Below are 16,546 nucleotides of genomic sequence, written 5' to 3'. Positions count from 1 at the left end.
CAGGCATCTCTTTATTGTTGTTACCGTAACTCGCTGGTGGTGAGGCCCATGGCGCGTGCAATAAAAGCCATGGTTTGGTCCAGTAAGTGGGTCGTATCGGATTTCAAATGGGGGCTATCTGACAGCAGTTGCACCATCAATTCGCGTATGCCGCCCATAACCATTGGGCAGGCCACATAGGCATCAATGCTTTTATTGATTTCCCCTTTTTCCTGAGCCAATCGAACATTGTCGATGGCGAGTGCAAGGTGTGCCGCCAGGCGACGACTTTCGACGGCCGCAACGAGGGGTTCTTTCTGGCGGTTCAGAAAAACCACTCGAGCGAGCGGATGCTTGCGTATAAAACTGATGCTGCGTTCTACCCTGGCCCGTTCGCGACTGATCCAGCCGGCACCAGGTAAGGGGTTAATGTCGATAATCCATTGATCGTATTGATCATAGAAGTCATCGACGGTGGCGGCGATCAAATCGACCCGAGAACTGAAATATCGGTAAATTAAACCGCTGGAGACCTGGGCTGTGGCGGCCACATTGGCGATTTCCAGCTCCCCGCCGCGGTCTGCCAGTTCTTGAGCGGCGGCTCGTAGGATGCGTTGGCGGGTTTGCTTGGCTTTTTGGCCAAGGACTTTATTTGGGGATTCTTGGCTCATTTGTGTGGCGCCTTTCACTGCGGTCTTGTCTCTACAGTGTGTAGATTGATTGATATTTGCCCAAAAGTAAAGTGAATTCAATTTACTTTACTTTTGGGCAAATAAATCGCCAACACACCCTTCTATATATAACGATGAGATGTGGCGTTTAGAAGCAATGCTGGAAATGGCGGCGATCAGGTTGGGTCAGATCACCATATGGGTAATTGTACTCATAAAAGTCGAATTCCCGCTCTCCAAGGAAGACCACGCTGGAGCTGCGAGTGCCGTAGTGTGAACCGCGTATAAAGAGAGGGCTAAGCAGGCGTTCCAGTTCCTCACCGATGCCTGTGTCAGGCAAGCCATTTTCAAATACTTGCTCGTCAAGCAGTAACTGGCGCAGCTCTTCGGCCTGGGCGCCCTGCTCTATGCAGGTTTGCAGTTTGGCTTTGCCCTCAAGCGCCTTTGGCCAAGGGGCGTCGAAGTTTCCATTGCTGAGCGCGTAATAGCCTGGTGTCAGTGGCTGGGCGGCGCCTCCCCGATTACTGAAGTGCCAGAGCTCATGGGCATTTCCCGTGAGCAGATTGAAACCGGCGTAGTGTTGGGCAGATTGCTCCAGCTGGCTCAGGTACTCACGTGGGCTGAGTTCAGAGTCCAGAAATTCACTGACGAGCTGGCCTCGTGAGGGGCCTTGGTGGGGAGTGGCTGCCCCCTCTCGAAAGTTTGTCAGTGCTGCGAAACGCCCATTCTGGCTCAAACCCAGCCAGCTGCCCCCGGCTTCCAGGTCTCGTCCCGCAAGAATATGGGGGGATTCCTGCCAAAATTCGGCCCTGGCGGTTGGCCGATCATAGGCTTCATCGCGGTTGGCGGCGGCGATCAGGGCATGCTCGGCGCTCGGGTCAAAGCGAAATAAAATCAAACACATGGCATCGGCAGGGATAAATGAAATTGGTGGTGGAGTCTAACAGAACTAGGCACCATAATGCCCCGCATTAACTGATTTGTGTGGCAGCTGAATTTTCCGGGGGCAGAATGCTGTTTTTGATTTACGCAATCTTGGGCGTATTTGCAGGTATTGCAGCGGGTCTTTTCGGGGTTGGTGGCGGCATCATTATAGTGCCGGTGTTGATCTACAGCTTTGGGGTATTGGGTTTTCCATCCGAGCATCTGGTGCACATGGCGATTGCGACCTCACTTGCCTGTATTGTCAGTACGTCGATCAGCTCGATTTATGCCCACCATAAGCAAGGGGCGGTCAATTGGTCTTTGGTGGCCTTGATGGCGCCGGGCATTGCGCTCGGCAGTTGGCTGGGTGGCCTGACTGCGGTGGGGATCAGAGGCGAGCATTTGCAAATCATTATTGGTGTGTTTGCGCTCTACACTGCTTGGCGGATGTGGAACAAGTCTCGACAGGAGGTGGTGCAAAAATCACTCAGCCCTGCTCTGCTGGTGCCGGTTTCCGGGGGTATTGGTTGGGCCTCTGCTATTTTCGGTATCGGTGGTGGATCACTGACGGTGCCCTTCTTGAGTTCTCGAGGTGTGCAAGCGCAAAAAGCGGTTGCCTGCGGTGCTGCATTGGGCTTTCCAATCGCCCTGGTGGGCACCTTGAGTTTTATCTACAGCGGCTTGGCACTGGAAGCTCTCCCTGAGAGGAGTATAGGGTTGGTGTATTGGCCGGCCTGGTTGGGGATTGCCGTATTCAGCACCTTGTCAGCCCGTTTTGGCGCCCTACTGGCGCACAAACTTTCGCCCGCTTTGTTGCAGCGATGCTTTGCCGTTTTTCTTTGTCTGGTGGGGCTCAATTTTATGCTTAGTGGTATCATAGACTCCATCTGAATTTAGTGAATCAAACTTATGCAATACCCCGATATTGATCCGGTAGCGTTTAATTTATTCGGCCTGAAGGTCCACTGGTACGGCATTATGTATCTGTTGGCGTTCGCCATGGCTTGGTATCTAGGGATGCGGCGTGCGCGCAGGCCGGGTTCGCCTATCGCACCGAATCAGGTTGAAGATCTGATTATGTTTGGCGCTTTTGGCGTGATTCTCGGTGGCCGTTTTGGTTACGTATTGTTTTACCATTTTGATAAATTTTTAGTCGATCCACTTTGGCTGTTCCGAGTCTGGGAGGGAGGCATGTCTTTCCATGGTGGTTTGCTTGGTGTATGTGTTGCCATCTTTTTTTATGCGCGTCGCACGAAAACAACCTTGTTACAACTGGGTGATTTTGTGGCGCCATTAGTGCCTTTGGGTTTGGGCTTTGGGCGTATCGGAAATTTTATTGGGCAGGAATTGTGGGGGCGTGTTACTGACCCGGATGCTCCTTGGGCTATGTATTTCCCCAATGACCCGATGAACCCTCGCCACCCTTCGCAGTTGTATCAGGCATTTTTGGAAGGCTTGGTATTGTTTGTGGTGTTGTTTTGGTTTTCAAGAAAACCAAGGCCGCGTGGCGCCGTGAGTGGATTATTTTTGGCGTTGTACGGCAGCTTCCGTTTTATTGTGGAATTCGTACGCGCTCCCGATGCTCATTTACAAGATCAGCTTTGGCTGGGTTGGGTGACACGCGGGCAAGTTTTGTCCTTGCCAATGATTGCGGCGGGTTTGTTGTTGATCGCCTGGGCCTACTTCGCGGCGTCGAAAGAAAAGAGCGGCGTGGACACAGAAAGCAACAGTACTAAAGAAGCCTGATACCTATTTGGGAGCTGAGCGCGTCCCGTTTAAGAGAAAGACATTTAATGAAACAGTATCTCGATTTAATGCGCCATGTGCGCGACCAGGGTTGTGAAAAGAGCGACCGCACCGGAACAGGAACCAAAAGTGTTTTTGGTTACCAAATGCGTTTTGATTTGTCGGACGGTTTTCCTTTGGTGACAACGAAAAAATGCCACCTGAAATCCATCGTTCACGAGCTGTTATGGTTTTTAAATGGTGATACTAATACAGCGTATCTAAAAGAAAATGGTGTCAGTATTTGGGATGAGTGGGCCAGCGAAGAGGGTGATTTAGGCCCTGTATATGGTTACCAGTGGCGCAGTTGGCCAGCTCCAAATGGTGAGAGTATTGATCAGATCACGCAACTGATTGATATGATCAAGCGCAAGCCGGATTCCCGTCGCCTGATTATCTCAGCCTGGAACCCTGCCGATTTGCCCGATGAGAGTATGTCGCCACAGGATAACGTAAAAGAAGGTCGGATGGCGTTGGCGCCTTGCCACACCATGTTCCAGTTTTACGTCGCCGAGGGAAAACTTTCGTGCCAGTTATACCAGCGCAGTGCCGACATATTTTTGGGGGTGCCCTTTAATATTGCCTCGTATGCGCTGCTGACTATGATGATTGCTCAGGTTTGCGATCTGGAGCCTGGTGATTTTGTTCACACCTTTGGCGATGCGCATTTGTATTCCAATCATGCCGAACAAGTGGAGCTGCAATTGCAGCGCACACCCAAGGCACTGCCGAGCATTAAAATTAATTCACAGGTTAAGGATATTTTTGCTTTTCGTTTTGACGATTTTGAATTGCAAAATTATCATCCCGATCCGCACATTCCCGCGCCAGTTGCTATTTAGGCGGCGGTGTTTTTGAAAGACCCCATAAAATTAATACGAATAAGGTAAAGATGCAGTGAGTGTTTGCTTGGTTGTTGCGGCGGCAGAAAATAATGTGATTGGCGTGAATAATGAGTTGCCTTGGCACTTGCCAAAAGATTTGCAGTATTTCAAACAGCTGACCATGTCGAAACCCATTGTGATGGGTCGCAAAACCTTCGATTCGATTGGGCGTCCATTGCCGGGCCGCGAAAATATTATCATTACTCGTCAGCGTGATTGGCAACACGAAGGTGTACGAGTTGTGCATGATCTTGACGCCGCAGTGAGTTTGGCAAAGCAACTTAATCCTGCCCTTGATGTCATGGTAATTGGCGGCGCAGAAATTTATCGTCAAGCCCTGCCCATGGCGGAAAAAATTTACCTGACTCGAGTGTATGTCGAGTTGGAAGGTGACGCTTTTTTTCCAACATTGGATGATGGGCAGTGGCAGCAAACCGCCTGCGAAGAACATCCGGCCTGCGAGCGTAATCCATATCCGTACGCTTTCTGCGTGTTGGAGCGTGTTACTTCTGGAGACATAAATAATTCATAGCGGTCTTCGAGCATTTATTCAAAATTGGTTAAAAATCACCCAACTGTCTTGATTTTAACCGCTCTGTGACAGGTTTAATTTATATGTTACCTTAGTGCCCGATTCGAGTCGGGGGATGTGTTACCCGGCTGATACTTAATTACACAATTTTCAGAGGGGCCAGATTAACCGTTGAATCTTGCTCCAGCCTGTTATTACAATGGCGCACTCTTGACCTCGGCAAATGGATAATTTCTATAAACCATTCGCCAGTTAGAGAACGTCGCAAACTCAGTTGATAGAAGCACCCGAGTTGGGGGAAATATGAAGAAGCAGCGATTGAAAGCCGTGGCTTTAACCACTGTGCTTTCTGCCGGCACACTCATGGGGAGTGTCGCCCAAGCAGATCAAACTATTGATGCCATCCTGAAGGTTGGCCAGACTAAAGCCCAATCAGGGGCTCAGTCTCAACAGAAAATCGATAAGATTGCTGAGCAAACCAGCAGCCTGTTACAAGATTTTAAAACCGTAAATAAGCAGATCGAAGGTTTGCGTGTTTACAACAAGCAGCTGGAAAAGCAGATTGCTAGCCAGTTGAGGGTTATCACTAACCTGACTAACTCCATTGACCAGGTAACGGTAATGGAGCGTCAGATCCAGCCATTGATCCTGCGTATGCTGGATGGTCTGGAGCAGTTCGTTAGCCTGGATATGCCTTTCCACACCGCTGAGCGTGAAGAGCGTCTGGAAATGTTGCGTAACAATCAGGAGCGTGCTGATATCCCGGTATCTGAGAAGTTCCGTCAGGTATTGGAAGCCTACAAAATTGAGTCTGAGTATGGTCGTAAGATCGACACCTACAAAGACACTCTGGAGATCGACGGTCAAGAGCGTGAGGTGAATATCCTGCGTGTTGGTCGTATCGCCCTGATGTACCAAACTACTGATACTCAAAAGTCTGGCGCCTATAACTCCAGCACCCGTCAGTGGGAAGCGATTGATTCTGGTGAATTCCGTGCTGCCATCCTGAAAGGCATCAAGATCGCCAAGAAGCAAGCAACAATCGACATCATGGATCTACCTATTCTGGCTCCGGAGGCTGCACAATGAAAATGACCTTCGCCAAGCGCGTTATTGCTATCGCCGCAGCAGGCATGCTGTCTGCCGGCACTGCTATGGCCCAGGACAAAGCAGCCTCTTTGGATGAGCTGCTGAAAATGGTTAAAGACGCCCGTGTGGCCGAAACCTCTGATCAGCGTAAGCGTGAAGCTGACTTCCGTCGCCAGAAGGCTAATCAGCAAACTTTGCTGAACCAAGCCAAGCAAACCAAGGCTAACGAAGAAGCTCGTTCAGTTCGTCTGGAAAAGAACTACGAAGAAAACGAAGTAGCCGTTGACCAGAAGCGTCAACAGCTGCAAGAGCGTTTGGGTTCTTTGAAAGAACTGTTTGGCCACTTGACCTCTGCGGCCGGTGACCTGCGTTCTAACGTTGAAACTTCTCTGGTGAGTGCCCAGTACGACGAGCGTTCTCAGTTTTTGGACGACTTGATCGAGAAAATGAACAGCGCTGATCAGCTGCCGACAATCGAAGAGATTGAGCAGTTGTGGTATGAAATTCAGCGTGAAACCATCGAAGGCGGTAAAGTGGTTAAGTTCACTGGTACCGTAATCAAGCCAAATGGTGACAAGGCTGACCAAGACGTTGTTCGTATTGGTACCTTTAACTTGGTTTCCGATGGTCAATACCTGAGCTTCAAAGAAGGTAAATTGGAAGAGCTGCCTCGTCAGCCTACCGAATACCTGGCGCAAGCTAAGGCTCTGGAATCTGCGGCTCCTGGCACATTCTCTAAAGTGGGTATCGACCCTACCGGTCCTTCCGGTGGTTCTTACCTGGGTGCACTGATCAACAGTCCTTCTATTGTGGAGCGCTGGCACCAGGGTCAACTGGTTGGTTACATCATTACCGGTGTTGGTGTATTTGCCATGTTGCTGGCCATCTTCCGTCTGATTGTTCTGACCGGCGTGTCTGCCAAGGTGAGCGCTCAGCTGAAGTCTGATAAAGCCAACACTAACAACCCACTCGGTCGTGTACTGAAGGTTGCTGAAGACAATCCAAACCTGGATGGCGAGACTCTGGAACTTAAGCTTGAAGAAGCGGTTCTAAAAGAGAAGCCTGCTATCGAATCCGGCCTGCAGCTGCTGAAGATTATCTCTGCGGTAGCGCCTCTGCTGGGTCTGTTGGGTACCGTAACCGGTATGATCGTGACCTTCCAGGCGATCACTATCTTCGGTGCTGGTGACCCGAAAGCAATGGCTGGCGGTATTTCCGGTGCTCTGGTAACCACAGTACTGGGTCTGGTTGTGGCTATTCCTACTGTATTGATGCACACCTTGGTTAACGGTCGTGCTCAGCGTGTTCTGCACATCTTGGATGAGCAAAGCGCTGGTATCGTAGCTGAAAACGTAGAAGCTAAGTAGGAGAGTACTCATGACGGCATTAATGGATCAATTAGAAGCCATTAAGGCCTTTGTGGAGTCGGGTGGTGAGGTTCTTATCCTAATCGCCATCCTGACCTTCGTCATGTGGACACTGATTTTCGAACGTTTGTGGTATTTCAAGGGAACTCTGAAGCGCGATGTGCAAGGCGCTTTAGATACCTGGGAAGCTCGTCCCGAGCGCCAGTCCTGGAATGCCCACCAAATTCGTTATGCACTGATTTCTCGTGTAAGTGAGAAGGTTCGCTCGAATATGAGCATGATCGAGACCCTGGTTTCTCTGGCGCCATTATTTGGTCTGCTGGGTACCGTATGGGGAATGATCGAAGTGTTTAACGTCTTGGCCATTACTGGTGGTGGTGATGCGAAATCCATGGCTAGTGGTGTATCCAAAGCAACAATCCCGACAATGGCGGGTATGGTTGCAGCGCTTTCGGGCGTATTTGGTAACACCCTGGTTACGCGTATCGCCGAACGTGAAAATCAGTTACTTGCAGATCACCTGACGATGGATCACTAAGCAGTCCGACTGCTTAGTGCCACAAGGCAGACGCTAAGTATTAATCGGTTATGTTAAGAGAGTAACCATGGCCAAAAAAAGAAAAGTTGAAGAAGAAGGCGGCATTGACTTAACACCTATGCTTGACGTGGTGTTCATCATGTTGATCTTCTTCATCGTAACGGCTTCCTTCATTAAGGAAACCGGTATTGAGATTAATCGACCTGATGCGACCACTGCGGAGCAGAAGTACAAGTCGAATATCTTGATTGCGATTAGCGGCAACAATGAAATCTGGATCGACAAAAGTCGCATTGATGAGCGTCAGGTGCGTAACCGCATCGAGCAATTGCGTGCGGAGAACCCGAAAGGGGGGATTGTGGTCCAGGCGGATGATAAGGCAAGCATTGAAACCCTGACTAAGGTGGTTGACGCCGCCCGTGATCTGGGTGTCACTGACGTTGCTGTGGCAACAGAGAAGAACTAGGGCGAGCTATGAATCCTGTACGACTCATAATAGCCGGAGCCGTTGCACTCGCAGTGACTTTTGGCTTGTTCGTTTTGATGCACACCTTGATCGCGGCCAATATGAAAGAGCCTGAAGAGGCTGAGGCTACTAAGATTGCCGACATTCATATGCCGGAAGCGAAGATTGAGACGCGCTTCGAAACAGAAAAACCTGAAAAACCCGAAGAGCCGGATGAGCCACCACCAGAGATGCCTCAACCTGAATTCGACACTCCTGATGTTAGCCCTGACGCTATCAATATGGGTGCCCCGAAGGTACAGGCAAATCTAAACGTGGCGGGTGTTGGCGGTTTCTCTTCCGATGGTGAATATTTGCCGATCGTGAAGGTTCAGCCCCAGTATCCTCGTCGAGCGCTTAGTCGTGGTATTGAAGGTTATGTTATTGTTGAATTTACTGTGACCAAGAGTGGTGCGGTAAGTAACCCGGTAGTTGTAGAGCACGTACCTGAAGGTTCCACAATCTTTGCCAAAGCGGCAATGAAAGCGGCGCTGAAGTTTAAGTACAAGCCGCGGGTTATCGACGGTGAGCCAATTGAGGTTCCTGGCGTGCGCAACAAGATATCCTTCGCCATTGCACAATAGAATGGGTGACAACATGAAAATGACGGCTGCGGCAACAAAGTTCGTCAAACACACTCTGCTGGCGGCTCCGCTGATGCTTGCCCCAGCAGTATCCAGTGTGGTGATGAAAGCTTTTAATCAAGATGCGACTTTTGGTGCGGTTTACGCTCAAGAAGCGACGAAAAAGCCACCCCAGAAAACGCGTAAAACACCGGCCCTAAGCCAAAAGGTGTTTAAAAAACTCGAAGCGCCTAACCAGCTCATCAACCCTGAACAGGGTGAGCCGGATTACCGCGGTGCTTTGAAATTGCTTAATGAGATTAATACTGACAAATTTAATAAGTACGAAAAGGCTCAGGTGTATAACCTGAAAGGTTTCGCTTATTACAGTTTGGAAGATTATCGTAACGCCATTAAGGAATATAAGTTATTGCTGGCTCAGAGCCCGCAAATTCCACTGGGTCTTGAAGTGCAGATCACCTATACGGTTGGTCAGCTCCAGTTTGTATTGGAAGATTATGATGCAGCTGAAAAGACCATTGAAAAGTGGATGAGCATGGCTCCGATTATTGGTGCTGACGCCCACGCTTTGTTAGGGCAGATTTATTACACCAATAAGAAGCCTAAGAAAGCGATCAAGTCGATCAATACCGCTGTCGGCATGTACGACAAAAAAGGTAAGACGCCAAAAGAAAACTGGTTCCAGATCTTGAGTGCCCTGCATTATGAAGTGGGTGACAACAAGAAGGTGATTGGGATTCTTGAGCGTTTGGTTCGCTTGTATCCAAAACAAACTTACTGGCGCCGTTTGGCCGGTATGTACGGTTTGGATAATCGTGAGAAAGATCAGTTGTACGCCTACGATGCCGTTTACCAAATGGGCGGCTTGACTAAAGAAAAGGAACTGATGAACTTGGCCTATTTGTACATGGGCGAAGACGTACCTTATCTGGCGGCAAAAGTTCTTAAGAAAGGCTTGGCTGACAAGATTATTGAGCCTACTTCCAAAAACCTGGAGGTTTATGCAACCGCGTTGCGTATGTCCCAGGAGATTAAGAAGTCTATTCCAGTAATGGAGCAAGCGGCTTCTAAATCTGACAGCGGTGACTTGTTTGCTCGCTTGGCTGGGATTTACCTGGACAGTGACAACAACACAAAAGCCGTTGAAGTTGGTGAAAAAGCGCTTAAGCGTGGTGGTGTAAAGCGTAAAGATCAGCTTTATATTACTTTGGGTATGGCCACGGCTAACCAGAAGAAATACACCTCCGCGATCAAGTTCTTCAAAGAGGCAGCGAAAGACAAGCGCAGCAAGAAATTTGCTACCGGTTGGATTAAATACTGTCAGAACGAACTCGAGCGTGAGCGCAAGTTGGCCGCTTCCTAAGCGATCAACTTCAGCCATAAAAAAAGCCGCATAAGCGGCTTTTTTTATGGCTGGAATGCTTGTCGTTGAGTTGGGCGTTACCGCTCTGCGTTCACTTATGATGACCTAATGTGCGGTCCGTTTTTAGCGGCCGCTCTCTTCCAGCAGGCTATGGCGGGGCGATAATTCTTTGAGGGCCCGGCGGTAGACTTCTTGCTTGAAGGATACAACTTTGCCAATTGGGTACCAATAGTTTACCCAAGTCCAGTGATCAAACTCCGCACTGCCAACTTTGTTCAAACACACCTTGCTTTCATCACAGAGCATGCGTAATAAATACCACTTTTGTTTTTGGCCGATACACAGGGGATTGGAGTGTCGTCGAATAAGACGTTTGGGAAGACGGTAACGTAGCCAGCCGCGAGTGACGGCCAGAATTTCAACGTCGGATTTCTCCAGTCCGACTTCTTCATAGAGCTCGCGAAACAAAGCCTGTTCGGGTGACTCGTTGTCATCAATTCCACCCTGTGGAAACTGCCAGGCATCCTGGCCGCCAATTCGTCTGGCCCAAAGGGTTTGGCCTTTATTATTACAAATTATGATCCCAACGTTGGGACGAAAACCATCTGCATCTATCAAGGATTGCTCCAGGGGGCTGTCATGGCGATCGTCAGAAGCGGGGTGCTGTCTTTGTAATCTGCTCTAGCGCAGCCGCAAAAATTAATTGTCATTATTGTTTCATAAGTTTGACATAAGGGCCATAAGAAGAGACAAAATTAAACTGCTCGACGGAGGCTTTTGACCTACAATAAGCCTACCTTAAAAATAGCAAAGAGTAGAACCATGACCCTAGCCCTGTTCGACCTGGACAACACTCTAATTGGCGGCGACAGTGACAATCTCTGGGGAGAATTTCTGGTGGAGCAGAAGCTGGTGGATCCGGATACGTATGGGGCCCAAAACGAAGCCTTTTACGAGGACTACAAGCGCGGAGAACTCGACGTTTATGCTTACCTTGCGTTTGTTGCCTCTGCCCTGAATGACATTGCGCCAGAACGCAGGAGCGGTCTGCGCGAGCAGTTCTTTCATGAAAAAATAAATCCGATCATGTTGCCAAAAGCGCAGGCGCTTATAGAAAAGCATCGAGCAGAAGGCCACACACTGATGGTCATCACTGCCACCAGCAGTTTCATAACGGCGCCTATTGTTGAGGCGCTGGGAATTGATTTACTGCTGGCGCCAGAACTGGAAGTATTGGATGGCCATTTTACGGGCGCCGTTGTAGGAACGCCTACCTTTCAAGAGGGCAAGGTGACTCGTCTCAATGAATGGTTGCAAGAGAGTGGCGAATCAATGGCAGGCGCTTTCTTTTACTCTGACTCGCATAATGACATACCTTTGCTGGCTAAGGTGGCGAGACCGGTTGCGGTAGATCCCGATGAAAAACTACGCGCTTATGCGGAAGAGCATAATATCGAGATAATGAGTTTGCGATGAAAAATATCGTCTGGCGTTCAATCATCGCCGTCTGGACAGCGCTTTTGCTGATCGCATGTGACCGTCAGCTCGGTGAGGAGAAAGCGGAGGCAGTGAGCGTGCCTGAGCAGGTCTCGTCACCAGTACTCAGTCGAGACCAGGAAATGCAACTTAAAAAAGCCGTTGCTGAATACTGGCGGGATGTTCGAGCAGCTGCCACCCAAAATCGTCAGAACCTAAGTAAGCTGCAAGAAGTGGTGGCAGAGTTTCTAAGGGACCCAACAGCGGAACGCTTGGATGAAAGCAAGGTGTTGTGGTTGGAAAACTATAGACAATATCAAGCGCTGAATGTGGTTCGTAATTTTCCGAGAGCGGCGCCCAATGTCTTTGCTGATCAGGGAAATATTTGGTTGGCAATTGATCCCTACCCAATCGCCATTGGATTTATTGATGAATTTGGTCCCTATAAAAATGTTGGTATCGTTCATGATCACACTGTAGAAATGAGCGAAGTCGCCATACGTGCGCAGCACGCGATTACTGATGAGAGTGAGGCCGTGTTGGGCTTTATGCCCATGGCGTTTTTATTGTGGGGCGATGGCAAGACCAGTGAGCAGCGTGTCGTTGATTTCTCAGTAGGCAGCGAAGCAAAGCCCGTTCAACGGCGCCGAAAGCTTTTGGAGTTAAATAGCTTGGCAATCTCAAACGATGCCGCTGTGTTGGAAAGTTGGTTGGGCGATACAGGCCCCATTGATGTGCTGTTTTATCGCTTGCCCGTTATCGCTCAGCTTGAGCTGATCAAGCAGGCCACAGCCGCAACGATTGAAAACAATATCCTGTTAGCGCTGAATGATGTTGGGCAAGAGGACTGGCGGCCACATCAGGTTTGGCCTGCCGTGTTCAGTTCTCAATTGACACACCTGCGTGAACAGTTGAAATTCCTGGCTGCCAGCGGCCTGAATGTAGGCCTGCTATCTCAGGACTTAATGGCATTTGTTGCCAAGCCAGAAGAGCAAACAGGGCTGCAGTATGAAGCACTCAGCGCTGAGCAGAGTGCGCAGTTCGTTGATGAGCTGCATCAGATCCTGAATGCTATTCGGGTGAAGTAGGAACAATGCCTGCTACTGAGTAGCAGGCAGGAATATGCCTTAAGGCAAATAAACTCTGGCGAAGACGGCTTTCAAATAATCCGTTTCAGGAATGGCTGGGTGCACGGGGTGGTCGGGGCCTTGTCCGCCTTGATGAAGGATCTGGCAGTGCCGTTCAAGATGTCGAGCCGACGCGCGAACAATATCGTTCAGGCGATCTTTTTCCAAGTGCATCGAGCAAGAACCAGAAACCAGTATGCCGTCCTTACCCAGCAAGCGCATACCCAGTTCATTAATATGGCGGTAGGCCGCTTCTCCAGATTTTTTATCTTTGCGTTTTTTAATGAATGCCGGCGGATCCAAAACCACGATGTCAAAGCGTTCTTGAGCTTGAATCAGTTGTTTCAGAACATCAATTGCCTTACCGTGAATGGTTGAGACTTTGTCCTCTAAGCCGTTGATTGCGGCGTTTTCCGATACCCAGTCAAGGGCTGACTCTGAGGCATCGACACAAACCACTTCGCTCGCGCCGGCATGGGCAGCTTGCACACCCCAGCCACCAACATAACTGAAAACATCAAGGACGCGCTTACCCGGCGACAAACGTTGGAGCAAGGCTCGGTTTTCCCGATGATCGTAAAACCAACCGGTTTTTTGTCCGTAGGCAACTGGGGCCAGAAAGGCGACGCCGTTTTCTTCCATTTCAACCGCTTCCGGAATGTCGCCAATGGTCTCGACCGTTTCCTCAAGGTTTTCCAGCGCTCGTGCGCTGTGGTCATTGCGCAGCAGGATGGCCTCAGGTTTCAGGACTTTTTGCAGCGCTTCGACGATGTCTTGTTTGATTTGGTCCATGCCAGCGGTAGAAATCTGTACAACCAAGTAGCTGCCGAAACGGTCCACAACCAGGCCTGGCAGCAGATCACTGTCGCCGTAAATCAAACGATAAAACGGTTTACTGAATGCGAGCTCCCTCAGGGATAAGGCTTGTTTGAGGCGATGTACCAGTAGGGATTTATCCAGTGGGTACTTTTTCTGGCGGCTCACCAAGCGGGCGCAGATCAACCCTTGAGGGTTCATGGTGGCCAGGCCCAGAGACTTGCCTCCATTGCTTAAGACTTCGACCTGCTGGCCTGCGCTGAAGCTGGAGAGTGGACTGCTGTCCGTATTGATCTCGTTGGAATAGATCCACAGGTGCCCTTGTTTAAGGCGTCGATCAGCGTTGGATTTTAAGTGCAGGGGGGCAAAGGACATGAGCTTTCCTAGGAAAAAACGCTATTATAGAGCCCCCTGGGGGTAGGGGGCCAGCGTTAGCGATAACTGATGATGTCATCGCTCTTGCTGAGGGCGGCCAGGTACTGATGCTCGTTAAAACTGGACAGACTGATGTTGTGCTGACTGTGAATCAGGCGGGTGATGGACGCGTTAATAACGGGTTCAAATAATCCATACACCTTGTCGGCGCCCATGCCCATGACGATGGCACTGAGTGCGGCGATAACACCGCCTGAAGTAAAGGCTGCAGCACTTTGCCCGGAATGATTGTTTGCCATCACTGTTTGGAGCGCCGATTTGAAGCGCGCCTTAGCCTGAGGCCAGGATTCAAGTTCTTCGGTTTCGGGTTCTTCGAGAATCCAGTACTGAAAAACCGCACGCAGCACTTTCTGGAAGCTTTTTTTGTCTCGCAGCATGGCTTCTGCATCGCTCTTTAATTCGGGATGTTGCTGCAATAAACCGGGCAAGAGTTGCTCAACTTGGGCGTGATTGTCAAATTCGTTCCAGGCGGCATCGACGGTGAGCGCCGGCACGTCAACAGCTGCGGTGCGATAAACATCAATAACAGCCTGAGCCGTTTGCTGTTGCCGTGCAAGTGTGCCGCTATAGAGGCCGCTGAACAGATGTTCTTTTTGCAGAAAATGTTGCCCGAGCAGGCGGCCTTGTTGATAGCCAAGTTCTGAAAGCTGGTCATAGTTGTCGCTGCCGAATGACGCTTGGCCATGCCGTATCAGTAAAATTTCAGCCATCGAAAACTCCGTAAAAATGGAAACCTGGATAGGATCAAAAGCCAATGAAGGCCTTATTTTGTTCATTATAATGTTCCTCAGGTGATTAAAAAGTGATTTTCCAGGTTCGGCAGCACGAGGTATGATGACTGTCGCTTTTGGCTGGTAATCATGCCTGTTCGACCTTGGCAGTTGCCAGAAAAACAGGCAGTCTAAGTGATATGGCCAGAGCTCACGTTTTTGTGGGTCTGGTATTCAACGAAAACAGGACATTGTTAAAGGAGCCTCAGATGGAAACTCTAAAGTTTTATATTAATGGTGAGTGGGTTGAACCCAATCAAGCTCAAACTTTGGACGTCATCAACCCTGCGACAGAGCAAAGTTGTGGTCGAATTGCTTTGGGTAATGAGCAGGATGTGAACGCCGCTGTGGCTGCCGCTAAAGCGGCATTTCCAGCTTTTTCCCAAACCAGCCGGGAAGAGCGTATTGCTCTGTTGGAAAAAATCCTCGCGGGTCTTGCTGCCCGCAAAGATGATCTAGCGGAAGCGATCACCGCCGAAATGGGCGCACCCGCCTGGTTATCCAAAATGGCTCAGTCGGCGATGGGCGCAGCGCATTTCAATGAAACTCTGCAGCTGCTCAAAGACTATGAATTTGAAAGTGATCGAGGCAGTACGCGTCTGCGCAAAGAACCGATTGGTGTCTGCGCCTTGATTACGCCGTGGAATTGGCCATTGAATCAGATCGCTTGTAAGGTGGCTCCTGCTTTGGCAGCGGGGTGTACAATGGTATTAAAACCTTCGGAAGTCGCACCGTTCGATGCCGCAATATTTACAGAAGTTCTTCATGAGGCGGGTGTGCCGGCGGGTGTGTTCAATATGGTCAATGGTGATGGTCCAGGTGTTGGTGCGCCGTTGTCCAGTCATCCCGATGTCGACATGGTTTCCTTTACGGGTTCCACACGTGCAGGTCGTTTGATTTCTAAGGCTGCCGCAGATGACATCAAACGTGTTTCACTGGAGCTGGGTGGAAAATCCGCCAATATTATTTTGCCGGCCGCTAATTTGGAAAAAGCAGTTTCCAAGGGTGTTCAGAGCATGATGATGAATTCAGGGCAATCCTGTAATGCCCCCTCGCGCATGTTAGTTCCAGCGGAAAAGCACGCTGAAGCCGTTGAGATTGCAAAGCAAACCGCTGCCGCGTTGGCGGTCAATGACCCCCATGCAGAGGGTGTGTATTTGGGGCCGGTATCTTCCGATGTGCAATTTGAAAAAATTCAGGGTTTGATCCAAAAAGGAATCGATGAAGGCGCGGAGTTGGTGATTGGAGGAACAGGCAAACCGGAAGGTTTGGAGCAGGGGTACTACGTAAAACCAACGGTTTTTGCAAATGCAAATAATCAAATGACCATCGCGCGAGAGGAAATTTTCGGTCCGGTTTTGACTATGATTCCTTATTCTTCAGTGGAGGAAGCTGTTGAGATAGCGAACGATACGCCGTATGGCTTATCGGGTTATGTTTATGGAGAAACCGTTGAGGAAGCTGCTGGCATTGCGAACCAGCTGCGCACGGGTAATGTTCACCTCAATGGTTCAGGTGCGGATACCAAGGGGCCGTTTGGAGGCTACAAACAGTCTGGTAACGGTCGCGAATGGGGCGAGTTTGGGTTGGAAGAGTTTCTGGAAGTTAAAGCGGTATTTGGCGCAAATTCCTGATCTATTTTACTTTCCCCGCCCACAAAAAAAGCCGGCATTTGCCGGCTTTTTTTGTGGGTGTATTTCC

Annotated in this window: 18 protein-coding genes; 13 read left to right on the top strand and 5 right to left on the bottom strand. The window is 49.7% G+C overall.

Annotation, left to right across the window (positions count from 1 at the left end):
* Positions 1-20: 20 nt before the first annotated feature.
* Positions 21-650: a TetR/AcrR family transcriptional regulator gene (locus ABWW03_RS02870; RefSeq protein WP_353406245.1), complete on the bottom strand. Its 630-nt coding sequence runs from the start codon at positions 648-650 to the stop codon at positions 21-23.
* 148 nt (positions 651-798) lie between these two features.
* Positions 799-1,554: an NRDE family protein gene (locus ABWW03_RS02865; RefSeq protein WP_353406244.1), complete on the bottom strand. Its 756-nt coding sequence runs from the start codon at positions 1,552-1,554 to the stop codon at positions 799-801.
* Between the two features lie 107 nt (positions 1,555-1,661).
* Between ABWW03_RS02865 and ABWW03_RS02860 the strand changes: the two genes are divergently transcribed.
* The 10 genes from ABWW03_RS02860 to ABWW03_RS02815 all read left to right on the top strand — a co-directional run bounded on the left by ABWW03_RS02860 (position 1,662) and on the right by ABWW03_RS02815 (position 10,221).
* Entirely contained in the window at positions 1,662-2,465 is an 804-nt protein-coding gene (locus ABWW03_RS02860) for a sulfite exporter TauE/SafE family protein (RefSeq protein WP_353406243.1), read from the top strand.
* Between the two features lie 18 nt (positions 2,466-2,483).
* Positions 2,484-3,320, top strand: coding sequence for a prolipoprotein diacylglyceryl transferase (gene lgt / locus ABWW03_RS02855; RefSeq protein WP_353406242.1), 837 nt, complete (start codon positions 2,484-2,486; stop codon positions 3,318-3,320).
* 47 nt (positions 3,321-3,367) lie between these two features.
* Positions 3,368-4,201 (top strand): thymidylate synthase, encoded by an 834-nt coding sequence (locus ABWW03_RS02850; RefSeq protein ID WP_353406241.1) that lies wholly within the window; start codon positions 3,368-3,370, stop codon positions 4,199-4,201.
* A 55-nt stretch (positions 4,202-4,256) separates the two neighbouring features.
* Positions 4,257-4,775 (top strand): dihydrofolate reductase, encoded by a 519-nt coding sequence (locus ABWW03_RS02845; protein WP_353406240.1) that lies wholly within the window; start codon positions 4,257-4,259, stop codon positions 4,773-4,775.
* Between the two features lie 303 nt (positions 4,776-5,078).
* Entirely contained in the window at positions 5,079-5,864 is a 786-nt protein-coding gene (locus tag ABWW03_RS02840) for a DUF3450 domain-containing protein (protein WP_353406239.1), read from the top strand.
* Positions 5,861-7,231 (top strand): MotA/TolQ/ExbB proton channel family protein, encoded by a 1,371-nt coding sequence (locus ABWW03_RS02835; RefSeq protein ID WP_353406238.1) that lies wholly within the window; start codon positions 5,861-5,863, stop codon positions 7,229-7,231. The genes ABWW03_RS02840 and ABWW03_RS02835 overlap by 4 nt, the downstream gene beginning before the upstream one ends.
* A 10-nt stretch (positions 7,232-7,241) precedes the next feature.
* A complete protein-coding gene (locus ABWW03_RS02830) occupies positions 7,242-7,769 on the top strand; it encodes a MotA/TolQ/ExbB proton channel family protein (protein ID WP_353406237.1) in 528 nt (175 codons plus the stop codon).
* 67 nt (positions 7,770-7,836) lie between these two features.
* Positions 7,837-8,235 carry an ExbD/TolR family protein gene (locus tag ABWW03_RS02825; protein WP_353406236.1) on the top strand — a complete coding sequence of 133 codons (399 nt, stop codon included), beginning with the start codon at positions 7,837-7,839 and terminating at the stop codon, positions 8,233-8,235.
* Between the two features lie 8 nt (positions 8,236-8,243).
* The gene (locus ABWW03_RS02820; RefSeq protein ID WP_353406235.1) at positions 8,244-8,858 is read left to right on the top strand and encodes a TonB family protein; all 615 of its coding nucleotides are present in this window, start codon (positions 8,244-8,246) and stop codon (positions 8,856-8,858) included.
* A 13-nt stretch (positions 8,859-8,871) separates the two neighbouring features.
* Positions 8,872-10,221 carry a tetratricopeptide repeat protein gene (locus ABWW03_RS02815; RefSeq protein WP_353406234.1) on the top strand — a complete coding sequence of 450 codons (1,350 nt, stop codon included), beginning with the start codon at positions 8,872-8,874 and terminating at the stop codon, positions 10,219-10,221.
* A 123-nt stretch (positions 10,222-10,344) separates the two neighbouring features.
* Here the strand turns inward: ABWW03_RS02815 and rppH are convergent, their stop codons facing one another.
* On the bottom strand, positions 10,345-10,839 hold the full coding sequence (gene rppH / locus ABWW03_RS02810; protein ID WP_353406233.1) for an RNA pyrophosphohydrolase: 495 nt from the start codon (positions 10,837-10,839) through the stop codon (positions 10,345-10,347).
* Positions 10,840-11,043: 204 nt separating this feature from the next.
* Here rppH and ABWW03_RS02805 point away from each other — a divergent pair, with 204 nt between their 5' ends.
* The gene (locus tag ABWW03_RS02805; RefSeq protein WP_353406232.1) at positions 11,044-11,697 is read left to right on the top strand and encodes an HAD family hydrolase; all 654 of its coding nucleotides are present in this window, start codon (positions 11,044-11,046) and stop codon (positions 11,695-11,697) included.
* Positions 11,694-12,785 (top strand): imelysin family protein, encoded by a 1,092-nt coding sequence (locus tag ABWW03_RS02800; RefSeq protein ID WP_353406231.1) that lies wholly within the window; start codon positions 11,694-11,696, stop codon positions 12,783-12,785. The genes ABWW03_RS02805 and ABWW03_RS02800 overlap by 4 nt, the downstream gene beginning before the upstream one ends.
* Positions 12,786-12,824: 39 nt before the next feature.
* On the opposite strand, the gene ABWW03_RS02795 is transcribed toward ABWW03_RS02800, so the two are convergent.
* Both ABWW03_RS02795 and ABWW03_RS02790 read right to left on the bottom strand, forming a co-directional pair.
* On the bottom strand, positions 12,825-14,015 hold the full coding sequence (locus ABWW03_RS02795) for a class I SAM-dependent rRNA methyltransferase (RefSeq protein ID WP_353406230.1): 1,191 nt from the start codon (positions 14,013-14,015) through the stop codon (positions 12,825-12,827).
* 56 nt (positions 14,016-14,071) lie between these two features.
* Positions 14,072-14,851 (bottom strand): histidine phosphatase family protein, encoded by a 780-nt coding sequence (locus tag ABWW03_RS02790; RefSeq protein ID WP_353406229.1) that lies wholly within the window; start codon positions 14,849-14,851, stop codon positions 14,072-14,074.
* A 203-nt stretch (positions 14,852-15,054) separates the two neighbouring features.
* On the opposite strand from ABWW03_RS02790, the gene ABWW03_RS02785 reads away from it, so the two are divergent.
* Positions 15,055-16,479, top strand: a complete 1,425-nt coding sequence (locus ABWW03_RS02785; RefSeq protein ID WP_353406228.1) for an aldehyde dehydrogenase family protein — start codon at positions 15,055-15,057, stop codon at positions 16,477-16,479.
* Positions 16,480-16,546: the final 67 nt, after the last annotated feature.

The organism is Pseudoteredinibacter isoporae, from assembly GCF_040372805.1.
In the GTDB taxonomy this organism is placed as follows: Bacteria; Pseudomonadota; Gammaproteobacteria; order Pseudomonadales; family Cellvibrionaceae; genus Pseudoteredinibacter; species Pseudoteredinibacter isoporae_A.
The sequence above is the reverse complement of the archived record's forward strand: the minus strand, read 5'-3'. Positions and strand labels throughout refer to the sequence as shown.

Excerpts from the sequence above, each read along its gene's own strand:
- ABWW03_RS02870 (WP_353406245.1), bottom strand. The coding sequence starts at position 650 with ATGAGCCAAGAATCCCCAAATAAAGTCCTTGGCCAAAAAGCCAAGCAA.
- ABWW03_RS02865 (WP_353406244.1), bottom strand. The coding sequence starts at position 1,554 with ATGTGTTTGATTTTATTTCGCTTTGACCCGAGCGCCGAGCATGCCCTG.
- ABWW03_RS02860 (WP_353406243.1), top strand. The coding sequence starts at position 1,662 with ATGCTGTTTTTGATTTACGCAATCTTGGGCGTATTTGCAGGTATTGCA.
- lgt (WP_353406242.1), top strand. The coding sequence starts at position 2,484 with ATGCAATACCCCGATATTGATCCGGTAGCGTTTAATTTATTCGGCCTG.
- ABWW03_RS02850 (WP_353406241.1), top strand. The coding sequence starts at position 3,368 with ATGAAACAGTATCTCGATTTAATGCGCCATGTGCGCGACCAGGGTTGT.
- ABWW03_RS02840 (WP_353406239.1), top strand. The coding sequence starts at position 5,079 with ATGAAGAAGCAGCGATTGAAAGCCGTGGCTTTAACCACTGTGCTTTCT.
- ABWW03_RS02835 (WP_353406238.1), top strand. The coding sequence starts at position 5,861 with ATGAAAATGACCTTCGCCAAGCGCGTTATTGCTATCGCCGCAGCAGGC.
- ABWW03_RS02830 (WP_353406237.1), top strand. The coding sequence starts at position 7,242 with ATGACGGCATTAATGGATCAATTAGAAGCCATTAAGGCCTTTGTGGAG.
- ABWW03_RS02825 (WP_353406236.1), top strand. The coding sequence starts at position 7,837 with ATGGCCAAAAAAAGAAAAGTTGAAGAAGAAGGCGGCATTGACTTAACA.
- ABWW03_RS02820 (WP_353406235.1), top strand. The coding sequence starts at position 8,244 with ATGAATCCTGTACGACTCATAATAGCCGGAGCCGTTGCACTCGCAGTG.
- ABWW03_RS02815 (WP_353406234.1), top strand. The coding sequence starts at position 8,872 with ATGAAAATGACGGCTGCGGCAACAAAGTTCGTCAAACACACTCTGCTG.
- ABWW03_RS02805 (WP_353406232.1), top strand. The coding sequence starts at position 11,044 with ATGACCCTAGCCCTGTTCGACCTGGACAACACTCTAATTGGCGGCGAC.
- ABWW03_RS02800 (WP_353406231.1), top strand. The coding sequence starts at position 11,694 with ATGAAAAATATCGTCTGGCGTTCAATCATCGCCGTCTGGACAGCGCTT.
- ABWW03_RS02795 (WP_353406230.1), bottom strand. The coding sequence starts at position 14,015 with ATGTCCTTTGCCCCCCTGCACTTAAAATCCAACGCTGATCGACGCCTT.
- ABWW03_RS02790 (WP_353406229.1), bottom strand. The coding sequence starts at position 14,851 with ATGAACAAAATAAGGCCTTCATTGGCTTTTGATCCTATCCAGGTTTCC.
- ABWW03_RS02785 (WP_353406228.1), top strand. The coding sequence starts at position 15,055 with ATGGAAACTCTAAAGTTTTATATTAATGGTGAGTGGGTTGAACCCAAT.